The 3,750-nt window shown below is 72.8% G+C and carries 2 protein-coding genes; both read left to right on the forward strand.

The window, feature by feature from the left end:
- Positions 1-62 precede the first annotated feature (62 nt).
- Positions 63-2,252: a malate synthase G gene (locus AC5LUJ_RS23775; protein ID WP_493465827.1), complete on the forward strand. Its 2,190-nt coding sequence runs from the start codon at positions 63-65 to the stop codon at positions 2,250-2,252.
- Between the two features lie 79 nt (positions 2,253-2,331).
- Positions 2,332-3,699: an FAD-binding oxidoreductase gene (locus AC5LUJ_RS23780; RefSeq protein WP_250282340.1), complete on the forward strand. Its 1,368-nt coding sequence runs from the start codon at positions 2,332-2,334 to the stop codon at positions 3,697-3,699.
- Positions 3,700-3,750: the final 51 nt, after the last annotated feature.

Consider the following 3,750-nt stretch of genomic DNA (forward strand, 5'->3'; position numbering starts at 1 on the left):
CCTGATCCCGCCCCTGCCTCCGCTCCTGGTTCTGCCCCTGACGACGCGAAAGGCGGCACCTCATGACCGACCGCACCCGGGTGGGAACACTCCAGGTGGCGACCATCCTGTACGACTTCGTCACGTCCGAGGCCCTCGCCGGCTCGGGGCTGGACGCCGGGCGGTTCTGGCGGGGCGTCGAGGAGATCGTCACGGACCTGACCCCCACCAACCGGGCGCTGCTCGCCGAGCGGGACCGGCTACAGCACCGGATCGACGCCTGGCACCGCGCCAACGCCGGGCGTCCGCACGACGCCGACGCCTATCACGACCTCCTCACCGAGATCGGCTACCTGCGGCCCGGCCCGGGCGAGTTCCAGATCTCGACCGGCGGTGTCGACGACGAGATCGCCGCCGTCGCCGGCCCCCAGCTCGTGGTGCCGGTGCTCAACGCGCGCTTCGCGCTCAACGCGGCGAACGCCCGGTGGGGCTCTCTCTACGACGCCCTCTACGGCACCGACGCGATCGCCGAGGACAGCGGGGCCGCGCGCTCCGGCCCCTACAACCCGGTGCGGGGGGCGAAGGTCATCGCCTACGCGCGGGCGTTCCTCGACGAGGTGGCGCCGCTGCGGGCGGGCAGCCACGCCGAGGCGGCCGGCTACACCGTCAGCGCCGGAGAGCTGGTGGTGACGCTGCTCTCCGGCGCGACGACGTCACTGGCCGACCCCGCGCGGTTGCGCGGGTACACCGGTCCGCCGCAGGCGCCCGAGCGCGTCCTGCTCGTCCACCACCGGCTGCACGTCGAGATCCGCGTCGACCGGGCGGGGACGATCGGCGCCGGCGACCCCGCCGGAGTGCAGGACGTCGTCCTCGAGGCCGCCGTCACCACGATCGTGGACTTCGAGGACTCGGTCGCGGCGGTGGACGCCGAGGACAAGGTGGCCGCCTACCGCAACTGGCTGGCGCTCAACCGTGGCGATCTCGCCGCCGAGGTCGTCAAGGACGGCTCGTCGTTCACCCGGGCCCTCGCGCCCGACCGCGTCTTCACCGCCCCCGACGGCGCGGGCGAGCTCCGGCTGCCCGGACGGGCGCTGCTGCTGGTCCGCAACGTCGGGCTCCTGATGACCACGGACGCGGTTCTCGACGGCGCGGGCGAGGAGGTGTTCGAGGGCCTCCTCGACGCGGTCGTCACCTCGCTCGCCGCCCTGCCCGGCCTGCGCGCGGACGCCGAGCGGCCGGGCAGCCGGACCGGGTCGGTCTACATCGTCAAGCCGAAGCTGCACGGCCCCGACGAGGTGGCGTTCACCGTCGCGCTGTTCGGCCGGGTCGAGCGGCTGCTCGGACTGCCGCCCAACACGATCAAAATCGGTCTCATGGACGAGGAGCGCCGCACGACGGTGAACCTCGCCGCGTCGATCCACGCGGCCCGCGAGCGGATCGTGTTCGTCAACACCGGCTTCCTGGACCGCTCGGGCGACGAGATCCACACCTCCTTCGAGGCCGGTCCCGTGGTCCGCAAGGCCGACATGAAGAGGCAGCGCTGGATCGCCGCCTACGAGGACCACAACGTCGACGTCGGGCTCGCCGCCGGCCTGCGCGGCCGCGCCCAGATCGGCAAGGGCATGTGGGCGATGCCCGACCTGATGGCCGACCTGCTCGAGCAGAAGATCGCGCAGCCTCTTGCCGGGGCGTCGACGGCCTGGGTGCCCTCGCCGACCGCGGCGACGCTGCACGCGCTGCACTACCACCGGGTCGACGTCGCCGCCCGCCAGGAGGAGATCGCGGGCCGTAGCCGGGCCGACGTCCGTGACATCCTGCGCATTCCCGTCGGCGACCCGTCGCACTGGAGCGAGACGGACCGCCAGCGGGAGGTCGACAACAACATCCAGTCGATACTCGGCTACGTCGTCCGCTGGATAGACCAGGGGATCGGCTGCTCCAAGGTGCCCGACATACACGACGTCGCGCTGATGGAGGACCGCGCCACGCTGCGCATCTCCAGCCAGCTGATGGCGAACTGGCTGCGTCACGGGGTCATCACGCCCGAGCAGGTCCGCGGGAGCCTCGCCCGGATGGCGGTCGTCGTCGACCAGCAGAACGCCCGGGACGCCAGCTACCGGCCGATGACGCCGGACCTCGACTCCAGCATCGCCTTCCGGAGCGCGGCTGAGCTGATCTTCGAAGGGGCCCGGCAGCCGAACGGTTACACCGAGCTGATCCTCCACCGCCGGCGGCGCGAGGTGAAGGCGCTCACCGCCGTCCCGACCGGCTGACCCTCGCCGCGGTGGAGTCAACCCAGGGTGCGGCCAGTCAGGGTGCGGCCAGCCAGGGTGCGGCGGCCCGGGAGGTGCTGTGGACGTGACGCTCGCCGAACTGGTCGACGCGCTGCCCGCCGGCGTCGTCGTCACCGATCCCGACCTGCTGGAGAAGTACCGTCGCGACCGGGCCGCGGACCCGGCGGCGGGCATGCCGCTCGCCGCCGTGCGCGCCGAGTCGACCGAGCATGTGCAGGCGGCCCTGCGCTGGGCGGCGCGCCACCGGGTGCCGGTCGTCCCGCGCGGCGCCGGCACCGGCCTTTCGGGCGGCGCGACCGCCGTCGACGGTGGCATCGTGCTGTCGACCGAGCGGATGCGGGCGATCGAGGTCAGTCCCCGCACCCGGATGGCGGTCGTGCAGCCGGGCCTGCTCAACACCGAGGTGAAGGCCGCTGCCGCCGCCCACGGGCTGTGGTACCCCCCTGACCCGTCGTCCTTCGAGATCTGCTCGATCGGCGGCAACGTGGCGACGAACGCCGGCGGTCTGTGCTGCGTCAAGTACGGCGTCACCACCGACTACGTACTCGGGCTCGAGGTCGTGCTGAGCGACGGGACGGCGGTGCGCCTCGGCGGCCCGCGGCTGAAGGACGTCGCCGGCCTGTCCCTGACCAAGCTGTTCGTCGGCAGCGAGGGAACCCTCGGGATCATCACGGAGGTGACGCTGCGTCTCCTGCCGGCCCAGCCGCCGTCGAGCACCCTGGTCGCCACGTTCGCCAGCACCCGGCAGGCGACGGCCGCCGTCCTGGCGATCACCGCTGCCCTGCGGCCGGCGATGCTCGAGTACATGGACCAGGTGTCGATCAACGCCGTGGAGGACATGCTCCACATGGGGCTCGACCGCGACGCGGCCGCGATGCTCCTCGCCCGGTCGGACAGCCGCTACCTTGCCGCCGAGCTCGAGATGAGGAGCATGGCCGAGGCGTGCCAGGCGCACGGCGCGACCGAGGTGCTGGCCACCGACGACCCGGCGGAAGGCGAGGCGTTCGTCGTCGCCCGCCGCGGCGTCATCCCGGCGGTCGAACGTCGCGGCACCGTCCTGCTGGAGGACGTCGGTGTGCCGCTGCCCAGGCTGCCCGAACTGGTCGCGGGCATCGAGGCGATCGCCGCCGCCCGCGCCGTGACGATCGCGCTGATCGCCCACGCCGGCGACGGCAACACCCACCCGCTGATCGTCTTCGATCCCGCCGACGCCGCCGCGGCCGCCCGGGCACAGCTCGCGTTCGGCGAGGTGATGGACCTGGCGATCCGCCTCGACGGCACGATCACCGGCGAGCACGGGGTGGGCCGGCTGAAGAAGGCGTGGCTGGCCGACCAGGTCGGCGGTGACGCCCTCGACCTGTCACTGCGGATCAAACAGGCCCTCGACCCACTCGGCATCCTCAACCCCGGCGCGATCTTCCCCTGATCCCGCCCTCTTCCGCTGCCCTTCCGTTGTCCTCTCGCGGGAGAGGTGGGC

The sequence above is a fragment of the Protofrankia sp. CiP1_Cm_nod3 genome, assembly GCF_982290655.1.